This window comes from Deinococcus koreensis (assembly GCF_002901445.1).
GTDB lineage: Bacteria > Deinococcota > Deinococci > Deinococcales > Deinococcaceae > Deinococcus > Deinococcus koreensis.
In genome coordinates this window covers 626102-649246 of record NZ_PPPD01000001.1, presented here as the reverse complement: position 1 = coordinate 649246, position 23145 = coordinate 626102, and the positions used below count along the sequence as shown (strand labels likewise).

General features: G+C 68.2%; 17 protein-coding genes. 11 read left to right on the top strand and 6 right to left on the bottom strand.

The features are described from left to right. Positions 1-157: 157 nt before the first annotated feature. The 4 genes from CVO96_RS03040 to rplT all read left to right on the top strand — a co-directional run bounded on the left by CVO96_RS03040 (position 158) and on the right by rplT (position 3023). On the top strand, positions 158-2089 hold the full coding sequence (locus CVO96_RS03040) for an alpha-amylase family protein (RefSeq protein WP_103310199.1): 1932 nt from the start codon (positions 158-160) through the stop codon (positions 2087-2089). A 25-nt stretch (positions 2090-2114) separates the two neighbouring features. After that, complete coding sequence (locus CVO96_RS20975; RefSeq protein WP_165795183.1) at positions 2115-2291, top strand: hypothetical protein; 177 nt, start codon at positions 2115-2117, stop codon at positions 2289-2291. A gap of 172 nt (positions 2292-2463) precedes the next feature. Then, a complete protein-coding gene (gene rpmI / locus CVO96_RS03035) occupies positions 2464-2664 on the top strand; it encodes a 50S ribosomal protein L35 (protein ID WP_103310197.1) in 201 nt (66 codons plus the stop codon). Between the two features lie 5 nt (positions 2665-2669). Beyond that, a complete protein-coding gene (gene rplT / locus CVO96_RS03030) occupies positions 2670-3023 on the top strand; it encodes a 50S ribosomal protein L20 (protein ID WP_103310195.1) in 354 nt (117 codons plus the stop codon). A 102-nt stretch (positions 3024-3125) separates the two neighbouring features. Here the strand turns inward: rplT and CVO96_RS03025 are convergent, their stop codons facing one another. After that, positions 3126-3818, bottom strand: a complete 693-nt coding sequence (locus CVO96_RS03025) for a GntR family transcriptional regulator (RefSeq protein ID WP_103310193.1) — start codon at positions 3816-3818, stop codon at positions 3126-3128. A 158-nt stretch (positions 3819-3976) separates the two neighbouring features. Beyond that, positions 3977-4984, bottom strand: coding sequence for a GTP 3',8-cyclase MoaA (gene moaA / locus CVO96_RS03020; protein WP_243398139.1), 1008 nt, complete (start codon positions 4982-4984; stop codon positions 3977-3979). A gap of 402 nt (positions 4985-5386) precedes the next feature. Here moaA and CVO96_RS03015 point away from each other — a divergent pair, with 402 nt between their 5' ends. The 3 genes from CVO96_RS03015 to acs all read left to right on the top strand — a co-directional run bounded on the left by CVO96_RS03015 (position 5387) and on the right by acs (position 9503). Beyond that, positions 5387-5686: a DUF485 domain-containing protein gene (locus tag CVO96_RS03015; RefSeq protein WP_103310184.1), complete on the top strand. Its 300-nt coding sequence runs from the start codon at positions 5387-5389 to the stop codon at positions 5684-5686. Further along, the gene (locus CVO96_RS03010) at positions 5683-7278 is read left to right on the top strand and encodes a solute symporter family protein (RefSeq protein ID WP_103310182.1); all 1596 of its coding nucleotides are present in this window, start codon (positions 5683-5685) and stop codon (positions 7276-7278) included. The genes CVO96_RS03015 and CVO96_RS03010 overlap by 4 nt, the downstream gene beginning before the upstream one ends. A gap of 275 nt (positions 7279-7553) precedes the next feature. Then, complete coding sequence (gene acs, locus CVO96_RS03005; RefSeq protein WP_103310179.1) at positions 7554-9503, top strand: acetate--CoA ligase; 1950 nt, start codon at positions 7554-7556, stop codon at positions 9501-9503. Between the two features lie 34 nt (positions 9504-9537). Here acs and CVO96_RS03000 read toward each other — a convergent pair whose 3' ends face one another. Continuing rightward, a complete protein-coding gene (locus CVO96_RS03000; RefSeq protein WP_103310176.1) occupies positions 9538-10707 on the bottom strand; it encodes an aminotransferase class I/II-fold pyridoxal phosphate-dependent enzyme in 1170 nt (389 codons plus the stop codon). 155 nt (positions 10708-10862) lie between these two features. Here CVO96_RS03000 and nagA point away from each other — a divergent pair, with 155 nt between their 5' ends. Beyond that, a complete protein-coding gene (gene nagA / locus CVO96_RS02995; protein ID WP_103310174.1) occupies positions 10863-11993 on the top strand; it encodes an N-acetylglucosamine-6-phosphate deacetylase in 1131 nt (376 codons plus the stop codon). 139 nt (positions 11994-12132) lie between these two features. Here the strand turns inward: nagA and CVO96_RS02990 are convergent, their stop codons facing one another. Continuing rightward, entirely contained in the window at positions 12133-12552 is a 420-nt protein-coding gene (locus CVO96_RS02990) for a hypothetical protein (protein WP_103310173.1), read from the bottom strand. Between the two features lie 130 nt (positions 12553-12682). Between CVO96_RS02990 and CVO96_RS02985 the strand changes: the two genes are divergently transcribed. Both CVO96_RS02985 and CVO96_RS02980 read left to right on the top strand, forming a co-directional pair. Then, positions 12683-13222: a DUF2721 domain-containing protein gene (locus tag CVO96_RS02985; protein WP_103313262.1), complete on the top strand. Its 540-nt coding sequence runs from the start codon at positions 12683-12685 to the stop codon at positions 13220-13222. Next, on the top strand, positions 13219-13503 hold the full coding sequence (locus CVO96_RS02980) for a DUF1905 domain-containing protein (protein WP_103310171.1): 285 nt from the start codon (positions 13219-13221) through the stop codon (positions 13501-13503). Before CVO96_RS02985 ends, CVO96_RS02980 begins: the two co-directional genes overlap by 4 nt. A gap of 126 nt (positions 13504-13629) precedes the next feature. Here the strand turns inward: CVO96_RS02980 and rpoC are convergent, their stop codons facing one another. Next, on the bottom strand, positions 13630-18303 hold the full coding sequence (gene rpoC / locus CVO96_RS02975; protein WP_103310169.1) for a DNA-directed RNA polymerase subunit beta': 4674 nt from the start codon (positions 18301-18303) through the stop codon (positions 13630-13632). A 116-nt stretch (positions 18304-18419) separates the two neighbouring features. Continuing rightward, entirely contained in the window at positions 18420-21875 is a 3456-nt protein-coding gene (rpoB, locus tag CVO96_RS02970; RefSeq protein WP_103313261.1) for a DNA-directed RNA polymerase subunit beta, read from the bottom strand. 470 nt (positions 21876-22345) lie between these two features. On the opposite strand from rpoB, the gene CVO96_RS02965 reads away from it, so the two are divergent. Further along, positions 22346-23137, top strand: a complete 792-nt coding sequence (locus tag CVO96_RS02965; protein ID WP_103310167.1) for a hypothetical protein — start codon at positions 22346-22348, stop codon at positions 23135-23137. The last annotated feature ends 8 nt before the right edge of the window (positions 23138-23145 follow it).

Genomic DNA, 23145 nt, shown 5'->3' with positions numbered 1-23145 from the left:
TCTCTGGTTGTCCACCGGATCTGGGAGCAGAGCTGGACGCTCCGGGCGGTCTTCGGGTAGCCGCTGAGGATTGGGGCTAATCCCGTGCGGCACCCTCCTGTGATCGTCCCATCCAGCGAATGGAACCCCTTCCAACTTTCACCGTATGCTGTAGCCCATGCTGAAATCCGAGCTGGCCGCGCAGCTCCGTCTGGCCTTCGACGACGACCGCGACGCCGATACCTTCTTCCTGCGCCTGGATCGCTACGGCCCCGATCTGCAAGGGAGCCTGCGCGCGGTCTACGGCGAGCAGCGTACCGCCCGTCTGCTGGACGACCTGCTGCCGGTGCTCCTGCACGCCTTCCACACCCGCCCCGCCGACCTGAAGAAGCTCGACGAGGCCCGGCTGCTGCGCCCCGACTGGCTGCAGGAGCCGGAGATGATCGGCTACGTCGCCTACGCCGACCGTTTCGCCGGCACCCTGAAGGGCGTGGGTGAACACCTGGACTATCTGACTGGGCTGGGCGTGCGCTACCTCCACCTGATGCCGCTCCTGAAGCCCCGTGACGGCGAGAACGACGGCGGCTACGCTGTTGCCGACTACCGCGCCGTGCGGGACGACCTGGGCAGCATGGACGACCTGTCCGCGCTGGCCCGCGACCTGCGGGGCCGGGGGATATCCCTGGTGCTCGATCTGGTGCTCAACCACGTGGCGCAGGAGCACGAGTGGGCGGTCAGGGCCCGCGCCGGCGATCCGCAGTACCGCGACTACTTCCACCTGTTTCCCGACCGCACGGTGCCCGACGCCTACGAGCAGACCCTGCCCGAAGTCTTCCCCGAGTTCGCGCCCGGCAACTTCACCTGGAACGAGTCGGCCCGGGCGTGGGTGTGGACGACCTTCAACACCTACCAGTGGGATCTGAACTGGGGCAACCCGGACGTGTTCCGCGAGTTCGTGGACATCATCCTGCATCTCGCCAACCGCGGCGTGGAGGTCTTCCGGCTGGACGCCATCGCCTTCATGTGGAAGCGGCTGGGCACCGACTCGCAGAACCAGCCCGAGGTGCATCACCTGGCCCAGGCGCTGCGGGCCTGTGCGCGTATCGTGGCGCCCGCCGTGGCCTTCAAGGCCGAGGCGATCGTCTCTCCCGCCGACCTGATCCACTACCTGGGCACCGGGGAGCACCACGGCAAGGTCAGCGACATGGCCTACCACAACTCGCTGATGGTGCAGATCTGGAGCAGCCTCGCCTCGCGCGACGTGCGGCTGATGACGGCCGCCCTGCAGGCCTTTCCGCCCAAGCCGACCAGCACGACCTGGGGCATGTACGTGCGCTGCCACGACGACATCGGCTGGGCCATCTCCGACGCCGACGCCGCGCGGGTGGGCTTAGACGGCGCGGCGCACCGGCACTTCCTCTCGGACTTCTACAGCGGCGAGTTTCCGGGATCGTTCGCGCGGGGTCTGGTCTTCCAGTACAACCCGGATACGGGCGACCGGCGCATCAGCGGCTCCGGGGCCAGTCTGGCGGGGCTGGAGGCGGCGCTGGAGAGTGGGGATGAGGTGGCCACCAGCCACGCGGTGGGGCGTCTGCTGCTGGCGCACGCGGTCGTGCTGGGCTTCGGCGGGGTGCCGCTGCTCTACATGGGCGACGAACTCGCGCTGCTGAACGACGAAGGGTATGGCGACACGCCCGAGCACGCGGCCGACAACCGCTGGGTTCACCGCCCGCGCATGGACTGGGCGAAGGCGGAGGCCGTGCAGGCCGATCCCGCGTCGCCCGCCGGACAGGTGAACGCCGGGCTGCGGCACTTGATCCGCGTGCGTCAGGGCCTGCCCCATCTGCACGCCAGCGTGGAGTCGGTGGCGCTGCACAGCCCCGATCCCTGCGTGCTGCTGCTGCGCCGCGACCACCCGCGCGGGCGCTTCCTGGCGGTCTACAACTTCAGCGAACACCGTATCCAGTTCCCGGCCCACATGCTCCGCGACGCGCTGGGCGAATTTGCTCAGGATCACCTGACCGGCAACGGCCTGAGCCTCTACCGGCCGACAGTCACCCTGGAACCGTACCGCGCCCTGTGGCTCACGCCCGCTCCGATGACCCTATGAGCGGGAACCGGATGAGGGATCTGCGGTGAGCGATCCGCGCCGCCCGGTCAGCCCGACCACGGCCCTCCTGGGCGCGGCCCGCCAGGTCGCCGACCGCCTGAGCCACCTGTCGCGCGACCCGGACGTGCGCCGCGAGGCCGAGAGCGTGGCGCAGGCGGTGGGCCGGCTGCTGGAAGCGCTCAAGCGGACGGGGCGGAAGTAACTCGCCGCCGGTGTCCTGCCTCCTGGCCCCCTTGCCCCCTTCCCCCCCGGTCGCGTATAGTTCTCTCTTGGTCAAGTGGGGCAGGGCGACCAACGGCTTCCAACGCGGAGCGGCCCGCACCCCAGACAGGAGCCTTCCCGAGGAAGCGCGACTGGACTAGCAAGGAGGGCTTATGCCCAAGATGAAGACCCACAAGATGGCCACGCGCCGGATCAAGATCACCGGCACGGGCAAGGTTATGGCGTTCAAGAGTGGCAAGCGCCACCAGAACACCGGCAAGAGCGGCGACGAGATTCGCGGGAAGGGCAAGGGCTTCGTCCTCGCCAAGAGCGAATGGGCGCGTATGAAACTCATGCTGCCGAAGGGGAAGTGAAGTAGATGCCACGCACCAAGACCGGGATCACCCGCCGCCGCCGTCACAAGAAAGTCCTGAAGCGCGCCAAGGGTTTCTGGGGCAGCCGCTCCAAGCAGTACCGCAACGCCTTCCAGACCCTGCTGAACGCGGCCACCTACGAGTACCGCGACCGCCGCAACAAGAAGCGTGACTTCCGCCGCCTGTGGATCCAGCGCATCAACGCCGGCGCCCGCCTGCACGGCATGAACTACTCCACCTTCATCGGTGGCCTGAAGCGCGCCGGCGTCGACCTGAACCGCAAGGTGCTGGCCGACATCGCCGCCCGCGAACCTGAGGCCTTCAAGGCCCTGGTGGACGCCGCGAAGACCGGCAAGTAAGCAGAGCAAGGGTGCGCCGCCTCCATTGATGGGGGCGGCGCTTTTCTTCGGCTCTGAGCTGTGGGCTATGAGCGAAAGAATCTGTTGCTCATAGCCCACAGCTCATGGCTCAAACGTGTCCTGAAACGCGTAGCGGTCGCCTCGTACCCAGTAGTTCACGTAGCTGGCGCGCTTCTGACCGCTGTAGGTGGTGCGGCGCAGCAGGAAGGCGGCGGTGCCCAGCGGCACGCGCAGCAGGTCGGCTTCCTCCTGGCGCAGATTGACCGCCTCCAGGTTCTGTTCCACGCGCGCCAGCGGCACGCCCAGGGTCACCATGGTCTCGTGGATGCTCTCCACGCCCAGGTTGTGGTCGAGCAGCCCCGGCACCAGCGCGGCGTTGATATAGCGCTTCTCGATGACCAGCGCCTCGTCCCCGGCGGTGCGCAGGCGGTGGACGAAGATTACCGGGTCGCCCGGCTGGATCTGCAGCACGATGGCGATCTCAGGCGTGGCCTCGATCTGCATGGCGCGCAGCACGGTGGTGCGGTGATCGGGGTGGCGGGCCCACTCCTTGAAGGGGCGCACCCGGAACATGCCCTGCCGGAAGCGTTTGCCGGTCGGGAAGGTGCCGGCACCCTGCACCCGGTACACGTAGCCCTCGCGCTCCAGCTCGTCGATGGCGCGCCGGGCGGTCATGCGCGAGACCTCGAATTCACGGGCCAGCTGCGGCTCGCTGGGGAGGGGGAGACCTTCGGTGTAGTGACCACCCAGCAGACGTTCCTTCAAGGTGCTTTTGATGAGCGGGTACTTCGCCATGCGTCCCTCCACTTGCCGCTTGCCAACCTCTGGAGGCGGCGCTTTAGCCCATCTTAAGGTTAGTGTCCAGTGTACACAAGGTTGTCTGGGCTGTTCCAGCACTGGGGACAACAGAGGCACCCAGGCCCGGGGCAGGCAGGAGGCGGCACCACGCGGGGTCAGCCCCCGATGTGCGACATCTCCACCTTGTCGGCGCGGGGGGTCTGGGTGGCCTCGCCGCGTTCCTCGCTGTAGCGGTCTCGGCGCGCCCCCCAGACCCCGCCGATCAGCGTCCGCAGTTCGTGGTCGGTCGCGCCCCCGCGCAGGGGCCCCCGCAGATCGGTGCCCGTGCCCGCGAAGAGGCAGGTGTAGAGCATCCCGACGGCTGAGAGCCGGGCGCGGGAGCAGTCGCCGCAGAAGGGCGCCGTCACCGAGGAGATCAGCCCGATCTCACTGCCCTCGGCGCGGTAGCGGGCCGCCACCTCGCCGCGGTAGTCGGGATTGACCGGCTGGAACTCGGCCCCGGTGCCGTCGGCACTCAGGCGGGCCATGACCTCGCGCGAGGGCACCACACTGTCCAGGTTCCAGCCGTTGTGGTTCCCCACGTCCATGAACTCGATGAAGCGGACGACCGCGTTCTGGCGCAGCGCCAGCCACAGCTCGCGCAGACCGGCGTCGTTCACGCCGCGCTGCACCACCGTGTTGATCTTGACCCCTAGTCCGGCCTGCAGGGCGGCCTCGATGCCGTCCAGCACCTTCTGGGGATGAATGCCCAGCCCGTTCATACGCCCGAAGACCTCCGGATCGAGGCTGTCGATGCTGACGGTGACCCGGTGCAGCCCGGCGGCCTTGAGGGCCGGGGCCAGACGGGGCAGCAGCAGCCCGTTGGTGGTCAGGGCGATATCCTCCACGCCGCCTAGCCGGGCCAGCCGGGCGATCAACTCGGGCAGATCGCGTCGCAGGGTGGGCTCGCCGCCGGTCAGGCGCAGCTTGCTGACCCCGTGCGAGACGAAGGCCCGCGCGAGCCGCTCGATTTCCTCGAAGCTCAGCAGCTCCGAGCGCGGCAGGAAAGCGTACTCCGGGCCGAAGACCTCGGCCGGCATGCAATAGGTACAGCGCAGGTTACAGCGGTCGGTCACGCTGATCCGCAGGTCGCGCAGGGGTCGGCCGAGCTGATCCAGGAGCATTGCTCCTACCATACGCGCTGAGCGGGCCGCTGTCCGGAGACGGGGCCCCATTCGGGTGATGGGATGGGGTCAGCGGAGCCGGTGCGGGGTGGGCGCCCGGAGCCTGACCCCAGCTGCGGATCGGCCCCTGGGTTCCCTAGACAGATCCACGCGATGTCGCCGTTGGTCTAGACAGGAGTCACAGGGAAAGGGCGGGCCGGAAAACGACCCTGCCATCAGGCTCGGCGGCATGCACGCCGTCCAGGGTGAGGCCGGGCCCAGCTGCCGGAGACAAACTTCCTGAACCGAGTTCATTGATTTTGGGGGAGGGGGCTCCTACTCTTGCGGCAGTTCATACAATTCCGTTCCCGACGATCCCGAGCCCGTCGTTTCCTCTGCATAGTCACCGCTCCAGGAGGCCGTATGACCGTATCCCAGGCGCAGTCCAGTTCCCCGCCCGTCCGCAACGCGGCCTACCAGGAGCTGGTGGCCCAGCGCAACTCCTTCACGGTGTCCATGACCCTGCTGTTCCTGGTGCTGTATTTCCTCCTGCCGATCCTGGCCGGATACAACAAGCCGCTGATGGCGACCAAGGTGTTCGGCAACGTCACCTTCGGTTACGTGTTCGCCTTCGCGGAGTTCGCCATGGGCTGGATCATGGCCTACGTGTACATCGTCAAGGCCCGCACCTTCGACCGCCTCGCCGCCGAGGCCCAGCGATGACTCTTCTGCTCGCCGCGATCATCGTTGCCATCACCCTGGGCATCACCTTCTGGGCCAGCCGGCGCAACACCAGCACGGCCGACTTCTACGTGGCCGGGGGCCGGATCAGCGCCGGGCAGAACGGCGTCGCCATCGCCGGGGATTACATGTCGGCCGCCTCCTTCCTGGGGATCACCGGACTGATCGCCCTGAACGGCTACGACGGTTTCATGTACTCGGTGGGCTGGTTCATCGCCTACCTGACCGTGCTGTTCATCGTGGCCGAGCCGCTGCGGAACCTCGGCAAGTACACGCTGGCCGACATGCTGGTCTACCGCCTGAAAGACCCCAAGGTGCGGATGTATGCGGCCATCTCGACCATCGTCGTGAGCACCTTCTACATGATCGCGCAGGTGGTGGGCGCCGGCTCACTCATCTCGCTGCTCTCGGGCGGCGTGCTGAAGGCCAACGTGGCGATCCCGCTGGTCGGCGTCCTGATGATCATCTACGTCGTGGTGGGCGGAATGCTCGCCACCACCTGGGTGCAGATCGTCAAGGCCGTGCTCCTGATGTTCGCCACGATCCTGATGACCGTGCTGATCCTGAACCGCTTCGGCTGGAGCTTCTCGAACCTGCTGGGTCAGGCCGAGGCGAAAAACGGGGCCGAGTTCCTGGGCGCGGGCGTGAAGTACAAAAACCCCATCGACCTGATCTCGCTGGGCCTCGCGCTGGTGCTGGGCACCGCCGGCCTGCCGCACATCCTGGTGCGCTTCTACACCGTGCCCACCGCGCAGGACGCCCGCAAGAGCGTGGTCTGGGCGATGGTGCTGATCGGCGCCTTCTATGTCATGACCGCCTTTATGGGCAACGCGGCCAACGTGCTGGTCGGCAAGGACGTCATCACGGCCGCCAACGCGGCGGGCAACATGGCCGCGCCGCTGCTGGCCCAGGCGCTGTTCGGCGGGGCCGGCACGGTGGGCGGCGAGTTCGGGCTGGCCTTCGTGACCGCCGTGGCCTTCGCCACCATCCTGGCGGTCGTCGCGGGCCTGACCATCAGCGCCAGCACGTCGTTCACGCATGACATCTACAACGGCATCTTCCGGGGCGGTCAGGCGACCGACCGTGAGGAGTTCCGGGTCGCGCGCCTCGCCACCGTCGGGGTCGGCATCGTCGCCATCATCCTGGGGCTGATGGCGCAGACGCAGAACGTGGCCTTCCTGGTGGCGCTGGCCTTCGCCATCGCGGCCAGCAGCAACCTGCCGGTGATCCTGTTCACGCTGTTCTGGAAGAGGTTCAACGCCACCGGCGCGGTGTGGGGCATCACGGGCGGCATCCTGACCTGCCTGCTGCTGATCGCGGTCAGCCCCAACGTCCGGGGCATCGACCCGCCCGAGAAGACCACCGGCCGCCACCTCGTGCAGGCGCCCGCCATCTTCCCGCTGGAAAACCCCGGCATCGTGTCCATTCCCGCCGGCTTCCTGTTCGCGGTGCTGGGCACCATGCTCGGGGCCTCGCGCCGCAACGAGGGCGAGGACGAGCGCGCCTTCGAGGACATGCAGTTCCGCGCCTACACGGGTGCGGGCGCCGACGGCAGCGTCGCCGCGCACGACTGAGCGAGCCCGAGCGTTCCCGCACCCTCCCGGCGGCCGGCCTGGGGGGTGCGTGCTGACTGGAGGTGCTGACCTGGGCTCGGGCCGCCGGGCCCGCCGCCGCCATATCAGCTCCCTGCTCCTTACACCGGGTTCAGTACCCCCGCGGTGACGACCGGCCGGAGTCCCACCTGAGACACGCTAAATTGGGGCCACACCGCACCTCTGCTCCTGGCCCCCGTGCTCCAGACCCCGCTGCCGGCGGCCCGCGTCCAGTATCCCCATCCCCGGAGGCCTCCATGACCACCCCCGCATCCGACCATATCGACGCCATGCTGCACGAGCACCGCGTCATCCACTCCAGCGACGACTTCGTGGCGCGGGCGCGCGTGTCGCGCGAGGACTACGACCGCCTGTACCGCCAGAGCATCGACGACCCCGAGACCTTCTGGGGGGACGTGGCCGGCGAGCTGAGCTGGATGACCCCCTGGACGAAGGTGCTGGACTGGCAGGAGCCCCACGCCCAGTGGTTCGTGGGCGCCCAGACGAACATCGCCTACAACGCCCTGGACCGCAACGTGGAGCGCGGTCTGGGGGCCAAGACGGCCATCATCTGGGAGGGCGAGGACGGCGAGGTGCGCCGCTTTACCTACGCCGAACTGCTGCGCGAGGTGAAGAAGGCCGCCAACGCCCTGCTCGGCCTGGGCGTGCAGGCCGGCGACCGCGTGACCCTGTATCTGCCGATGATCCCGGAAGCCGCGATTGCCATGCTGGCCTGTGCCCGGATCGGCGCGGCGCATTCGGTCGTCTTCGGGGGCTTTTCGGTGTCGGCGCTCTCCGGCCGCATCAACGACGCGCAGAGCCGGGTGCTGATCACCGCCGACGGCGGCCAGCGGCGCGGCCAGCTCGTGAATCTCAAGGCCAACGCCGACGAGGCCGCGCAGCAGACGCCCGGCCTGGAGCACATGGTGGTGGTGAACCGGGGGAACAGCAACCCGCCCATGCAGGCGGGCCGCGACCTGTGGTGGCACGACGTGGTGGGGCAGGCGAGCGACCAGCACGAGGCGGTGCCCGTGGACAGCGAGCACCCGCTGTTCATCCTCTACACCTCGGGCTCCACGGGCAAGCCCAAGGGGGTGCAGCACACCACCGGCGGCTACATGGTCGGCACCTACCTGACCACCCGCACGGTGTTCGACCTGCGCGACGACGATATCTACTGGTGCACGGCCGATGTCGGCTGGATCACCGGCCACTCCTACATCGTGTATGGCCCGCTGCTTTGCGGCGCCACCGTGCTGATGTACGAGGGCGCGCCCAACCAGCCCGACTGGGGCCGCTTCTGGGACATCGTGCAGAAGCATAAAGTCTCGATCCTGTACACCGCGCCCACCGCCATCCGGGCCATCATGCGCCAGGGCGACGAATTCCCCAACCGCCACGACCTGAGCAGCCTGAGGCTCCTGGGCTCGGTCGGGGAGCCGATCAATCCCGAGGCCTGGATGTGGTACTGGCGCGTGATCGGCGGGGGCCGCTGCCCGGTGGTGGACACCTGGTGGCAGACCGAGACGGGGTCGATCATGCTGACCACGCTGCCCGGCGCCTTTCCCAGCAAGCCCGGCTCCGCGGGCCTGCCCATGTTCGGCGTGGACGCCGCCCTGATGACCCACGAGGGCGAGGAGCTCGGCCCGGACGACGGCGGTCTGCTGGTCATCAAACGTCCCTGGCCGTCCATGCTCCGCACCGTCTACGGCGACGACGAGCGCTACCGCAAGAGCTACTGGGGCGAGATTCCGCACGTGTATTTCGCCGGTGACGGCGCCCGCCGCGATCAGGACGGTTACTTTACCGTGATGGGCCGCGTGGACGACGTGCTGAACGTCTCCGGCCACCGCCTGGGCACCATGGAGATCGAGTCGGCCCTGGTGGCCCACCCCTCGGTCGCGGAGGCCGCCGTGGTCGGCCGGCCCGACGACGTGAAGGGCGAGTGCGTGGTCGCCTTCGTGCTGCCCCAGGGTGGCCACACCATCGACCCGGTGGCCCTGCGCGCCTACGTAAGCAAGGAGATCGGCGCGCTGGCCCGTCCGGATGTGATCATCGTCGGGGACGCCCTGCCCAAGACCCGCAGCGGCAAGATCATGCGCCGTTTCCTGCGGCAGATCGCGGCCGGCCGGGAGATCGAGGGCGACACCAGCACCCTGGAAGACCCCAGCGTGCTGGAGCGGCTGGCGGCCACCGAGGCGGTGTAGCCGGAAAGCGGTCGCCTCTGTGTGGTGCCCGCCGTCAGTCCGTCGCGGCGGGCATCCGGGCCTCCACGGGCACCGCCGCCAGCCGCCGCGCCGCCGCCTCCAGCACTTCCGGGGGCTGCATCAGGGCGAAACGCACGAAGCCCTCGCCCTGGGCGCCGAAGGCCCGGCCGGGGCTGAGGGCCACGCCGGTCCGCTCGGCGGCCCGCACCGCGTAGGCCACCGAGTCGCGCAGCCCCGGCACCCGCGCCCACACGTACATGCTCGCCTGGGGCAGCGGCACATCCCAGCCCAGCGCGCGCAGGGCGGGCACCAGGGCGTCGCGCCGGGCCTGGAAGGTCTCGGCGCCGCTGCGGTCGTCCGGCAGCGAGAGGGCCAGGGCCGCCGCCCGCTGGATACCCAGGTAGGGGTGGAAGTCGATGGCGCCCTTGACGCGGGCCAGCGCCGCGAGCGCGTCCCGGTCACCGGCCGCGAAGCCCACCCGGAAGCCGCCCATGTGGTGCGTCTTGCTCAGCGAATGCAGCTCCACGACTCCCACCGAACTTGCGGCCAGCGCGCTGGGGGCCCGGTAACTTCCGAAGGTCATCTCGGCGTAGGGATGGTCGTGGATCAGCAGGGTGCCGTGCGCCCGGCACCACGCCGCCGCCCGCCCGAAGAACGCCGGGTCGGCCACCGCCGAGGTGGGGTTGTTGGGGTAGTTCAGCAGCAGCACGCGCGGCTTCACGCTCTCCGGCACGGCCTCCAGATCGGGCAGGAAGTCCCGCTCCTGGCGCAGCGGCAGGGTCACCACGTTCAGCCCCGCCACTGCCGCCGCGCCCAGGTAAGGGGGGTAGCAGGGATCGGGCAGCAGCAGGGTGTCGCCCGGATCGGTCACGGCCAGCAGCAGGTTCGCCAGTCCCTCCTGGGCGCCGATCAGCGGCAGCACCTCGGTGTCGGGATCGAGGGTCAGCCCGAAGCGCCGCGTCAGGTAGCCGGCCGCCGCGTCCCGCAGCGGGCGGGTGTCGCTGAACAGCGGATAGCGGTAGGTGGCCGGGTCGCGGGTGGCCTCCCGCAGCGCCTCCAGCACCGCCTCCGGTGGGTGCAGGTCGCTGGAGCCGATGCTCAGGTCGATGATCTGCAGGCCGGCGGCGCGCGCCCGCCCCTTGGCGGCGTCCATCAGGGCGAACACGCTGCCGGGTACCCCTGAAGCTCGTCTGGAAGCCCACATGCGGGCAGCCTAGCAAACCAGCCCGGAGGGAAAGGGGGCTGGACGGGATGAGGACGTGCGGGCGGCCCGCAGGGCCAACCCCCCGGAGTTACCGCGCTCCGGAATCACTATCCTGCAGCGAGAGTCCGCCCCCGCCCCCACCTGCCGAGGTTCGCATGTCAGCATCCACCCTGAGCGGCCAGCTCGTGACCGGAGATCAGCTCCGGCCCGGCCGGCTGGAATTCGCTTCCACCATCCAGGCCGTCATCCCCGCTGGAGACGCGCCCGAGGGCCTGCTGATCCTGCCGGGCTTCATCGATACTCACGTCCACGGCGGCGACGGGGCGGACACCATGGACGGCGCCGACGCGGTGCGCCGGCTGGCCCGCTTCCACGCCCGGCACGGCACGACCACGCTGTATCCCACGACGGTCACGAATCCCTGGCCTGGCGTGCTGCAGGCGCTGCAGGCGGTGCACGAGGTCAGGGCACGGGGGCCACTGGCGGGCGGCCCCGACATTCCCGGCGCCCACCTGGAAGGCCCCTTCATCAGCCCGCAGCGACTGGGCGCGCAGCCGCCGGACACGCTGCTGCCCACGCCCGAGCTGATCAGGCAGGTGCTGGCCCTGGACGTGGTGCGGGCCGTGACCATCGCGCCCGAACTGCCCGGTGCGCTGGAGGCCGCGCTGAGCCTGGGCCGGGCCGGCGTGCGGATCGGGGTGGGCCACACCCGCGCCGACGCCGAGACCGTCAGCGCCTTTCTCGCCGCGCTCCGTGAGGCGGGCGTCCGCACCTGCGCCACCCACCTGTTCAACGCGATGGGGGGCATCGAGGGCCGTGAACCCGGCGTCCCCGGTGCGCTGCTGGCTGACCCGCACGCCTTTCTGGAGGTGATTCTGGACGGCCTGCACGTCCATCCCACCTCCTTCCGGCTCGCCCGCGCCGCCGCCCCGGAACGCGTGCTGCTGATCACCGATGCCATGCGCGCCGCCGGACAGGCGGAGGGCGAGAGCGAACTGGGTGGCCAGCGCGTGCTGGTGCGCGGCGGCGCCGCGCGCCTGGAGAACGGTTCGCTGGCCGGCAGCCTGCTGACCCTCGACGGGGCTCTCAGAAGGGCCGTGCAGGCCGGGATTCCCCTGCCGGAAGCCAGCCGGATGCTCAGCGCCGTGCCTGCCCGCAGCATGGGCCTGAGCGACCGGGGCGAGCTGGCCGTGGGGCAGCGCGCCGATGTCGTGGTACTCGACCGGGCACTGAATGTGCAGGCGGTCTACGTGGGCGGCCAGCCGGTCTGGAGCCTGTTGGCCTGACCCGGGCAGCGGCACCCGAGCGTCGGCGCCGGGTTGTGCGAGCAGGGACACCTGCAGGCCCGAACCGGGAGCACCGCCCTCCGGAGAGGGCACGGGGCTGTCCTGCCCGCTCTGGCGCTGTTCCTGCTCCTGGCCGATCTCACTCGCCGGTGGCCGCGCCCATCACGGGAATGCTCACGGTGGTCAGCAGCGTGTCTCCCGACTTCACACCGATGTTCGCCACACTGTTGACGAAGGTCGTGGTGCTCTCCCGCTCGACCGTGACATGCAGCAGCACACTCTCGCCGCGGGTGGTGACGTCATCCAGCGTGATGGTCGTCCCCTCGGGCAGGCCGTCCACGACGATGCTCAGGTCACGCGGCAAGGACTCACCCAGGGACGCCATCGGAACTTCAACGGCCAGCCACGAGCTTTCGGTGTACAGGGTGGAGTAGGCCATGCCCTCCTCATCCACGGCGAAGGTCTGGGCGGCTGGCGTGACGGCGGAGGCGGTGCCTATGAAGGCAGTGCTCGCGGCGAGGGTCAGGGCGGTCAGGGTCGCGGTCAGGGTCTTGTTCATGGTGGGTCTCCTCGGTGTCCGGGCGCGGGGCCAACTGGCCTCCGCCTCCCGTCCTGACCAGAGGATGCGTGGCGGGCGTGCAGGGAAGATTCATGCCGGGTGCAGATTGTTCGAAGTAGCCTGGAGCCCTATTGCCGATCCCAGTCTGCAAGTCCTCTCGGCCATGATCACGCCCGCCGTGCTGATCTCGGGCGCCGGCACCCTGCTCATGAGCACCAGCAGCCGGGTGGGCCGCGTGACCGACCGCGTCCGGCAGCTCACGGCCCGCTTCAAGGTGCTGGTGGGAGAGGAAGGCCAGCAACAGCCCCTGGCCCGTGAGGAAAAACGCCTGATCGTGCAGCAGCTTCCGCGTCTGGCCTGGCGCAGCCGCCTGCTGGTGCGCGCCATGACCGCCATGTACCTGGCCGTGGCCCTGCTGGTGCTGACCAGCATCCTGATCGGCGCGGACAGCCTGGTGGGGCGTGGGCAGAGTTTCGGTGTGGCGCCCGTCCTGCTGGCCATCCTGGGCTCGGCGGCCCTGGCCTTCGGCGCCCTGACCCTCAGCTTCGAGATGCGCCTGAGCGCCCGCACCACGGGCGAGGAGATGCAGTTCCTGGTCGGCCTGGGCCAGCATTACGCCGGGCTGTACGAGGAGCGGGCCGGAGAGGTCTCCATTACACTCCGTCCATGACCCTCGAGTTCAGCGGCCCGGTCTGGCAGTGGCGTGGCCCGGCCCCGTTCTATTTCGTGACCGTTCCGGACGAGCAGAGCCAGGCCATCAAGGCCGCCGCGAAGCTCCTCACCTACGGCTGGGGCATGATCCCGGTGACCGCGAGGATAGGGGAGACCGAGTGGACGACCTCGATGTTCGAGAAGGATCGCCGCTACGTCCTGCCCCTCAAGGTGATGGTGAGACGGGCGGAGGGCCTGGACGAGGACGACACCGTCACCGTGCAGCTCGACCTGGGCTAACCGTCTGGGCGCCCGATGCTGGCGAGCCCCGCCCACTCCCAGGCATACGAAAAACCCCCACCCGTTCTCAGGTGGGGGCTTGCCTTTGCGCTGTTGGCCTTCAGCCTTCTGCCATCAGCCTTCCGCTCAGTTCGTGTACGTCACGTTCTCGTTGACCACACCGGGGCGGGTGTCGTCGTAGGAACGGTCGCCCGTGACCGAGTCGGTCGAGTTGTTGCTCTCGCCGTACTTCTCCAGCGTGCGGTCGTCGGCCACCTGCATCTGGCGCACAGTGAGCAGGCCGGTGCCGGCGGGGATCAGCTTGCCCAGGATGACGTTTTCCTTCAGGCCGATCAGGTCGTCGACCTGACCCTTCATGGAGGCTTCGGTCAGCACGTGGGTGGTGTGCTGGAAGCTGGCCGCCGAGAGCCACGACTTGGTCGTCAGGCTGCTCTTGGTGATGCCCAGCAGGACAGGCTTCCAGCTGCTCGGGGTGCTGCCTTCCGGCAGGGCGTCGTTCGCGGCGTCCACTTCCCAGCGCTCGACGGTCTGGCCCTCGAGCAGGTCGGTGTCGCCGCCGTCCACGATCTCCACGTAGCGCAGCATCTGGCGGATGATGATCTCGATGTGCTTGTCGTGCACCTTCACGCCCTGCGAGCGGTACACGCGCTGCACTTCATCGACCAGGTACTTCTGGGCCGACTCGTTGTCCTTGTGTTCCAGCAGGTCGTGGGGGTTCACGGCGCCGCGCGTGAGCTGCTGCCCGGCGTCCACCCGCACGCCGTCGCGGATCTCGGGGGCGAGGCGCGTGGCGCGCGAGACCTTGTGCAGCTTGCCGCTGTACTGGGCGTCGTCGGCCTCCACCTTGATCAGGTAGCGCTCCTCTTCCTCGGTGATGTGCAGCGTGCCGGTGGTATCCGCGATCAGCGCGGGCACCTTGGGCTTGCGGGCCTCGAACAGCTCGATCACGCGGGGCAGACCCATGGTGATGTCGCCGCTGCCGGCCACGCCGCCGGTGTGGAAGGTACGCATGGTGAGCTGCGTGCCGGGTTCGCCGATGGACTCGGCCGCCACCACGCCCACCGCCTCGCCCATGCTCACGGGCTTGGCCTGCGAGAGGTCGTAGCCGTAGCACTTCTGGCACACGCCGCTCTTGACGCGGCAGTTCAGCGGCGTGCGCACGAAGATCTCGCGCAGCACCTTGGCGTCCCGCGTCACGGCCTTGACGTCTTCCAGCGAGAGCATCTCGCCTTCGCGCAGGGTCGTGCCGTCCGAGAGTTCCACGTCGGTGGTCAGCGTGCGGCCGTAGATCGAGGTCTCGATCTCGCTGGCCTTGCGCGCCCGCCACTCGCCGGTGCGGTCGTCGGTGGCGCCCAGGGCGATGGCCGAGTAGTCGGTGGTGCCGCAGTCCACGTCGCGCACGACGACCTCGTGGGCCACGTCCACCAGCTTGCGGGTCAGGTAGCCCGAGTCGGCGGTACGGAGCGCCGTATCGGCGCCGCCCTTCCGCGCCCCGTGGGTGGAGATGAAGTACTCCAGCACCGTCAGGCCCTCGCGGAAGGAGGCCAGGATCGGCACCTCGATGGTGGAGCCGTCGGGGCGGGCCATCAGGCCGCGCATCCCGGCCAGCTGGGTGATCTGCTGGGCGTTCCCGCGCGCGCCCGACTGGCTCATGATCCACAGCGGGTTGAAGGGGTAGTTCTGCTCGAAGTTCTTGAACATGGCGTTCTTGACTTCGTCCTTGGTGTCGTTCCAGAGCTGCACGACCTGCTTGTAGCGCTCTTCTTCGGTCATGAAGCCGAACTCGTAGTTCTGCTCGATCTCGGCGACCTGCGCGTTGGCACGGGCCAGGATCTCGGGCTTGGAGGGCGGAATCACGATGTCGTCGATGCCGATGGTGATGCCCGAGGACGTGCTGAGCTTGAAGCCCGAGTCCTTCAGGGCGTCCAGCAGCCCGGCGGTGGCCTCGATGCCCAGGTGCTTGAAGCAGGCCATGACCATGTCCTTGAGGGCGTCCTTCTCATAGGCCGTGTCCAGGTTGACCAGGGTGTCCACCAGCGGCGCCTGGGTGCCCAGGGCTTCCTGCACCAGCCGGCGGAACATCACGCGGCCGGCGGAGGTGTCGTGGGTCACGCCGTTCAGGCGGATCCGGACGTGATCCTGGTAGTCGATCCCGCCGCGCTCGACGGCCATGATGGCCTCGTCGGGGCTGGAGAAGTGGTACTTCAGGCGCCCGGCGGTGATCTCCGCGCCGTTCAGGGTCACGGGGCTGTTCAGCGCGATCTTGCCGTCCTCCAGCGCCTGCAGCACGTCCTGCTCGGAGGTGAACGCGGTGCCGGCGCCCAGGTTATCGGTGCGCAGCTGGGTCAGCGTGAAGATCCCCAGGATGATGTCGCGGCTGGGCTTGACGTTCGGCTCGCCGTTGGCGGGCGAGAGCAGGTTGTGCGAGCTGAGCATCTGGATGCGCGCTTCCGCCTGCGCCTGGGCGCTCAGCGGAACGTGGATCGCCATCTGGTCGCCGTCGAAGTCGGCGTTGAAGGCTTCACAGACCAGCGGGTGCAGCTGGATGCTCTGGCCTTCCACCAGCACCGGCTCGAAGGCCTGGATGCCCAGACGGTGCAGCGTGGGCGCGCGGTTGAGCAGCACGACCTTGTCCTCGATGACCTCTTCCAGCGCGTCCCACACGGTATCGCGCGTGTCGCGGTAGCGTTCGAGCATCTTGCGGGCCTGCTTGATGTTCGTGACCTCGCCCTTTTCTTCCAGCACCTTGAACAGGAAGGGCTTGAAGAGTTCCAGCGCCATGCGCTTGGGCACCCCGCACTGGTGCAGCTTGAGCTGCGGGCCGACCACGATGACCGAGCGGCCGGAGTAGTCCACGCGCTTGCCCAGCAGGTTCTGGCGGAAGCGTCCCTGCTTGCCGCCCAGCAGGTCGGTCAGCGAGCGCAGGCTGCGGTCGGAGCCGGGGTTGGTGACCGGGCTGCCGCGGCGGCCGTTGTCGATCAGCGCGTCCACGGCTTCCTGCAACATGCGCTTCTCGTTGCGGATGATCATGTCGGGCGCGCCCTGGTTGATCAGCTTCTTGAGACGGTTGTTGCGGTTGATCAATCGGCGGTACAGGTCGTTCAGGTCGCTCGTGGCGAAGCGTCCGCCGTCCACCTGCACCATCGGGCGCAGATCGGGCGGCATCACCGGGACGGTGTTCAGGATCATCCAGGTGGGGTTGTTGCCGCTGCGCTTGAAGGCGCGCGTGACTTCCAGCCGCTTGCGGGCCTTGGCACGCTTGTGCCGCGAGGAGTCTTTCATCTGCTCGCCCAGCTCGGCTTCCAGTTCGTCCAGGTTGAGGTCGTCGAGCAGTTCCTTGACGGCCTCGGCGCCCATCTTGGCCTCGAAGTCGTAGGACTCGATGACGCGCACCTGCTTGCGCACCAGGTCGATCTCGATGCGGCCCGAGATCTCGCTCTTCAGGTTGCCGGAGTCGGCCAGCTCGTCGCCGGGCTCCACGCGGTCGAGGTTCACGACCAGCGGCTCGTCCTGGTAGGGGTAGACCTTGGCCTTGGAGACGATGATCGAGGCGGGCGCGTGCAGCGAGATCACGCCGTCGGCCTGCGCGATGATCTCCTCTTCCTTGTCGATGGCGCCGATGACCTTCTGGCCCTTCTTGACGCTGCTGCCGTCGCCGACCAGCACGTGCATGGTGGGGTTGATCGGGTACTCGGCGCGGCGCGTCCAGTGGGCGGTCAGGGTCACGTCCCCCTTCTTCTTGGGGAAGGTGACGGCGCTGAGGGAAGAGTCGCGGCTGACCCGCAGGCGCTGACCGGACTTGGCCTGGGCCAGCACGGCGCCGGCCTCGACGATCTCGCCGTAGGCGACCTGCACGTCCATGCCGTGCGGGATGTAGATGCGGGCGATGACCTCACCGGCGGGGGTCGGGGCGGCGGGCTCGGCGTCCTCGCCGTCCTCGTCCTCGTCGCTGGCGCTCACGTTCGGCACGGCGGCGCTCTCGCGCAGCTCGACCATCACGGAGTCCTCGCCCATGTCGTGCAGGAAGGCGGTGCCGGCCACGGGGGCCGCGATCGTCACGTCGGCTTCCAGCTCGGCGATGATCTCGCCGGCGCGGAAGCTCTCCTGCTCGACCAGCCCATCAGCGGGCAGCGGCAGCACGGCTTCCACCGCTTCGGAGTAGGCGATCTCGGCGCGGCGCGGGAAGCGGAACTGGGCCAGGCCGTCCATCTTGGCGGCCACGGTGCCGCCCAGGATCTGCCCGCGCGTCACGTACTCGCCGTCCCGGATGACCGTTTCCTGCCCGTTGGGGATGGTGTAGGTCTCCTGGCGGCCGAAGCGCAGCTCACGGTATTCGTCGTCCGAGAGCAGCTCGCCGCGCTTGAGCGGGCGGCCGTCCTTCTGAGCGTTGCGGGGGTCGGTCACCAGGAAGGAGCTGAAATACAGCACCTTCTCCAGCTGGCCGGCGCTCAGGTCGAGCAGCGTGCCGATCTTGGAGGGCGTGTCCTTGACGTACCAGATGTGTGCGGCAGGGGTCGCCAGGTCGATGTGGCCCATGCGGTAGCGGCGCACCTTGCTGGAGGTGACCTCCACCCCGCAGCGCTCGCAGACCTTGCCCTCGTAGCGCTGGCGCTTGTACTTCCCGCAGGCGCACTCGTAATCCTTCTGCGGCCCGAAGATGCGCTCGTCGAACAGCCCTTCACGCTCGGGCTTCAGGGTGCGGTAGTTGATGGTCTCGGGCTTTTCGACCTCGCCGAAGCTCCACTCGCGGATCTTCTCCGGGCTGGCGATGGCGATACGGACTTTACTGAAATCTTTCATTGATTCTCCTTCGGAGAATGGTGATGGTTCATGGTTGATCGTTGATGGAGAAAACATGGATTGCGGTCTTGACTATCAACCATCATCCATCAACGATCGACAGGCGCGTCAGCGCCTCAGCGCTTCGGCATCATCCCTTCGAAGATGTCCACGTTCTTGTCGTGCGTGTCGAGCACCTCGACGTCCAGGCCCAGCGAGTGGAGTTCCTTGACGAGCACCTTGAACGACTCGGGGATGGTGCTGCCCGAGACTTCCTCGCCCTTGACGATGCTCTGGTACGCGGCGTCGCGGCCGTCGATGTCGTCGGACTTGATGGTCAGCATCTCCTGCAGGGTGTGCGCGGCGCCGTAGGCTTCGAGCGCCCACACTTCCATCTCGCCGAAGCGCTGGCCGCCGAACTGCGCCTTGCCGCCCAGCGGCTGCTGGGTGATCAGGGAGTACGGGCCCGTGGAGCGCGCGTGCAGCTTGTCTTCCACCATGTGGTACAGCTTCATGACGTACATGGTGCCGACCACCACAGGGCCGCTGATGGGCTCACCGGAGCGGCCGTCGTACAGGATGCTCTTGCCGGTGCGGGCGAGCTGCATCTGGGCACGCTCGTAGTCGCCGTTGGGCGAGTCCACGACGCCGACCTTGCCGGCGCGGTCGAGCACTTCCTGCTCGCGCTTGTCGAGTTCGAAGCCCTCGTCCTTGAGGCCCTGCAGCCTCTCGGCGGCGGCCACTTCCAGCATCTCCTTGATGGTCGCCTCGGTCACCGAGTCGAAGACCGGGGTCTCGAACTTCTGGCCGGTCAGGCGGGCCACCTCGCCCAGGTGGGTCTCCAGGATCTGCCCCAGGTTCATGCGCGAGGGCACGCCCAGCGGGTTGAACACGAGGTCGACGGGAGTACCGTCTTCCAGGTAGGGCATGTCCTCGGGGGCCATGATCTTGGAGACCACGCCCTTGTTCCCGTGGCGGTTGGCGACCTTATCGCCCACCTGCAGCTGACGCTTCTGGGCTACGTACACGCGCACCATCTCGCGCACGCCGGGCTTGAGATCCACGCCCTCGTCGCCGCGGCGGAAGCGCACGGTCTTGACCACGATGCCGCCCTGGCCGGACTGCACGCGCAGCGAGGTGTCCTTCACCTCACGGGCCTTCTCGCCGAAGATCGAGCGCAGCAGACGCTCTTCGGGGGTCGGCTCGCTCTCGCCCTTGAAGGAGGTCTTGCCGACCAGGATGTCGCCGGGCTTGACCTCGGCGCCCACGCGCACGATGCCGTCCTCGTCGAGGTCGCGCAGCGCGGCTTCACTGAGGCCGGGGATGTCGCGGGTGATCTTCTCGGGCCCCAGCTTGGTGTCGCGGGCCTCGATCTCGTCTTTCTCGATGTGCACGGACGTGTAGTAGTCCTTGCGCACCAGCCCCTCGGAGATGCAGATGGCGTCTTCGAAGTTGAAGCCGTCGAAGGGCATGATCGCGATGGTGATGTTCTGGCCCAGCGCGAGGCGGCCCATGTCGGAGGCCGGGCCGTCGGCGATGACCTGACCGGCCCTGACGTCGTCCCCGGTGTTCACGATGGGGTGCTGGTCGAGGTTGGTACCCTGGTTGGAGCGGGTAAATCTCACCAGTTCGAAGGTGCGGACGTTGCCCTTCACCATGCCGGCGGCGGCGGAGTCCTCGCTCAGCGTGATCTGGATGTTGCGGGCGTCCACGTAGGTCACGCGGCCCGTCACGTCGCTCACCACCGAGGTGCCCGAGTCGGTCACCACGCGCGTTTCCACCCCGGTGCCTACGGCGGGCGAGTCGGCGCGGATCAGCGGCACGGCCTGCGACTGCATGTTGGAACCCATCAGCGCGCGGTTGGCGTCGTCGTGCTCCAGGAAGGGGATCAGCGAGGTGTTGATGGACACGATCTGCTTGGGCGACACGTCCATGTAATCGACTTCTTCATGGGTGTACCACAGCGGATCGCCCTTGCGGCGGGCCAGTACGCGCTCGTCCGCGAAGGTGTTGTCGGCGTTCAGCGGCGAGTTGGCCTGCGCGATGGTGTAGCGGTCTTCGATGTCGGCCGTCATGTACTCGACGGTCTCGCTGACCTTGCCATCTTTCACGCGGCGGTACGGGGCCTCGATGAAGCCCAGCGGGTTCACCTTGGCGTAGGACGCCAGCGAGGAGATCAGGCCGATGTTGGCACCTTCGGGCGTCTCGATCGGGCAGATGCGCCCGTAGTGCGTGCGGTGCACGTCGCGCACGTCGAAGCCGGCGCGTTCGCGGGTCAAGCCGCCTGGCCCCAGCGCGGAGATGCGGCGCTTGTGCCGGAGATCGGAGAGCGGGTTGGTCTGATCCTTGAACTGCGAGAGCTGCGAGCGGCCGAAGAACTCACGCATGGCCGCCACGATGGGGCGGTTGTTCACCAGCTTGGTGGGGGTCGCGGCGTCGGGGTTGCCCAGCAGCATGCGCTCGCGCACGCCACGCGCCATGCGGCCCATGCCCACGCGCAGCTGGTCGGCCAGCAGCTCGCCCACGGTTCGCACGCGGCGGTTGCCCAGGTGGTCGATATCGTCCTCGCCCACCGGCACCTCGCTCACCACGCCGCCCTCGCCCTGCATCGGCACGGTTTCGCGGCCGTACTGCAGCGCCATCAGGTAGCGGATGGTATCGACCAGCCCGGCGTCGCTGAACTTGCCGTCCTGGAAGTTGAGCAGGGTGTGCTCCTTGCGCTGCACGCCCAGCTTGCGGTTCATCTTGAAGCGGCCGGGCTCGCCCAGGTCGTAGCGGCGGGGGTCGGCCAGCAGGCCGTAGAGGTACTGGATGGCCTTGTCGCGCTTGGGTGGGTCGCCGGGACGCAGCACCGTGAACAGCCGCAGCAGGGCCTCATCGGCGCCCATGCCCGCACTCTTGTCCTCGGGCAGTTCCATCTCGGGCTCGAACTCGGTGAACAGCGCCCTGAGGGAGGCGTCGTCGTAGCCCAGCACGCGCAGCAGCATGGCGACCGGGAACTTGCGCTTGTTGACCTTCATCTCCAGGATGCCGCCGGCGAACTCCAGTTCGATCCAGGGGCCGCGCTTAGGCATGGGGATGATCGCGCCGGTGTACATCTTCTTGATGCCCTTGTAGGAGGACGTGAAGTACACGCCGGGCGAGCGGTGGATCTGCGAGATCACCACGCGGTCGGCGCCGTTGATGACGAAGGAGCCGTCCTCGGTCATCAGGGGCAGGTCGCCCAGGAACACCTGATCTTCCTTGATCAGCCCGCTGTCCTTGTGGATCAGCTGCAGCTTGGCGTACATCGGCGCCTGATAGGTCAGGTCCTTCTCGCGGCACTCTTCCGGGGTATAGGGCGCGTCGCCCAGGCGGTACTCCAGGAAGTCCAGTACCAGGCCGGTCGAGCGGCCCTTCTCGGTCTCGTCGATGGGGAAGACTTCCTTGAAGGCGCTCTGGAGACCGACGTTGTCGCGCTTCTCCATGGCCTTGTCGGCCTGCAGGAAGGCGCGGAACGAGTTCACCTGCACTTCTGTCAGGTTCGGGAGCGGAATCACTTCCGAGATCTCACCGAAACGTTCGATGCGGGGTTCTTTCTTGTTGAGCGTCATGCACACCTCGCGGCGCACCCTGGGTGGTCACTGCGTTCTTCCGGGGCCAAAAAGGCGCAGTCGGAACCGCAACCCTTCCCGGTTGCGTCCCTGTCAATAAGAATTAGTTGTGAAGTCCCGCTGTGACCAATGAACTCCCGCCTGACCCATCATGGTCGGCCAAAGGCGAGTATACCCCCCGGGGGAGTAAGGGGTCAAGCGCCCCTGGAACGCACGGAGGCCGCCTCGAACCGGGTTCCCGTGGCCGAGTCCGAGTGACAGAGGCCGCGACCCCCGGCAGCGGCTGGGAGTGGTTCGGGAGGGGTCTTGGCTCCATTTTCATCTCATGAGCGACCTCCCCGCCACCCCCTTCGGCGCCGGGCCGGCCGCATGGCGGAGGAGGCGCCGCTCCGGGTCACGGGTCGTGGGCTGCCCATGACCGTTCCTTAGGCTCGGTTCAGCACCGGGCCGTGTGCCTTTAGGATGGAGGTGTGGACGCCCTCCAACCCTACCTGCCGCTGATCTTCAACGTGCTCCGCCTGCTGGCGGTTGTGGGCCTGATCCACGCCATCGCCACGCGTCAGCAGATCTTCTGGATGTTCCTGCTGGGCTTCGGGGCGCTGCTGGGCAGCATCTTCGGGATGATCGGCGCCGTGGCCTACGCCTTCATGGTGCTGATTCCCAGCCTGCGGGGCAGCGGCCGGGCGGCGGGGCGGGCGGTGGCGCGCGGCGTGGACGCCCTGAAGCCGCTCGACCTGCGCATCCGCGACGCGCAGGAACAGCTGACCGAGAGCGACACGCTGCAGAACCGCGCCGACCTGGCCGCCCTGCAGGCCCGCGCGGGCCGCCTCGACGACGCCCAGGCCACCCTGAACCCACTGCTGGCCGGCATCTACTCCGATGATCCGGTGGTGCTGCTGACCAGCGCCGAACTCGACCTGGCGCGGAACGATCCGCAGGGCGCTGAACATAAGCTCACTCAGGTCGACCTGCGAACCAGCGCGGCCACCCGCACCCGCACCATGACCCTGTTGGGACAGGCCCAGGAGGCGCAGAGCAAACCGCAGGCCGACGAGACCTACCGGCAGGCGATGGTCGCCGCCACCACCGAGGAACCGCGCGCCCGCTACGCCGCCTACCTGATCCGTCAGGGCCGGGGAGGGGAGGCGAAAGTCATCCTGGATCAGATGGCGAAGACCGAGCAGCGTGCCACGAATCTCTACCGCCGACAGGAACGCGAATGGTTCCAGATGGCGGCGGGGCTGCGGCGGGAGCTGAAATAGAAGGGACG

Coding starts and splice junctions, on each gene's coding strand:
- CVO96_RS03040 (WP_103310199.1), top strand. CDS start 158: ATGCTGAAATCCGAGCTGGCCGCGCAGCTCCGTCTGGCCTTCGACGAC.
- rpmI (WP_103310197.1), top strand. CDS start 2,464: ATGCCCAAGATGAAGACCCACAAGATGGCCACGCGCCGGATCAAGATC.
- rplT (WP_103310195.1), top strand. CDS start 2,670: ATGCCACGCACCAAGACCGGGATCACCCGCCGCCGCCGTCACAAGAAA.
- CVO96_RS03025 (WP_103310193.1), bottom strand. CDS start 3,818: ATGGCGAAGTACCCGCTCATCAAAAGCACCTTGAAGGAACGTCTGCTG.
- moaA (WP_243398139.1), bottom strand. CDS start 4,984: ATGCTCCTGGATCAGCTCGGCCGACCCCTGCGCGACCTGCGGATCAGC.
- CVO96_RS03015 (WP_103310184.1), top strand. CDS start 5,387: ATGACCGTATCCCAGGCGCAGTCCAGTTCCCCGCCCGTCCGCAACGCG.
- CVO96_RS03010 (WP_103310182.1), top strand. CDS start 5,683: ATGACTCTTCTGCTCGCCGCGATCATCGTTGCCATCACCCTGGGCATC.
- acs (WP_103310179.1), top strand. CDS start 7,554: ATGACCACCCCCGCATCCGACCATATCGACGCCATGCTGCACGAGCAC.
- CVO96_RS03000 (WP_103310176.1), bottom strand. CDS start 10,707: ATGTGGGCTTCCAGACGAGCTTCAGGGGTACCCGGCAGCGTGTTCGCC.
- nagA (WP_103310174.1), top strand. CDS start 10,863: ATGTCAGCATCCACCCTGAGCGGCCAGCTCGTGACCGGAGATCAGCTC.
- CVO96_RS02990 (WP_103310173.1), bottom strand. CDS start 12,552: ATGAACAAGACCCTGACCGCGACCCTGACCGCCCTGACCCTCGCCGCG.
- CVO96_RS02980 (WP_103310171.1), top strand. CDS start 13,219: ATGACCCTCGAGTTCAGCGGCCCGGTCTGGCAGTGGCGTGGCCCGGCC.
- rpoC (WP_103310169.1), bottom strand. CDS start 18,303: ATGAAAGATTTCAGTAAAGTCCGTATCGCCATCGCCAGCCCGGAGAAG.
- rpoB (WP_103313261.1), bottom strand. CDS start 21,875: ATGACGCTCAACAAGAAAGAACCCCGCATCGAACGTTTCGGTGAGATC.